General features: G+C 64.0%; 1 protein-coding gene. It reads right to left on the bottom strand.

The genetic code is table 11. The features are described from left to right. Positions 1-278 (bottom strand): gamma-glutamyltransferase (locus tag AAEY88_RS13285; protein ID WP_350563148.1); only part of this gene is annotated, 278 nt, incomplete at both ends.

Below are 278 nucleotides of genomic sequence, written 5' to 3' on the forward strand. Positions count from 1 at the left end.
GTAGCCAGCAGTTCGCCCGTGTGGCGATCGAACACCAAGGTCGGCGCCATGGCCGAGCGTGGGCGTTTGCCCGGTTGTACACGGTTGGCCACAGGCTGGCCGTTTTCTGCGGGGATGAACGAGAAGTCGGTCATCTGGTTGTTGAGCAAAAAGCCCTGGACCATCACATGGGAGCCGAATGCCGCTTCCACCGTGGTGGTCATCGACACGGCGCCGCCCTGGTCGTCCACCGCCACTACCTGGGAGGTAGAGATGCGCAGCGGCGAGCGGTCTGGTGC

The organism is Psychrobacter sp. CAL346-MNA-CIBAN-0220 (genome assembly GCF_040309805.1).
In the GTDB taxonomy this organism is placed as follows: domain Bacteria; phylum Pseudomonadota; class Gammaproteobacteria; order Pseudomonadales; family Moraxellaceae; genus Psychrobacter.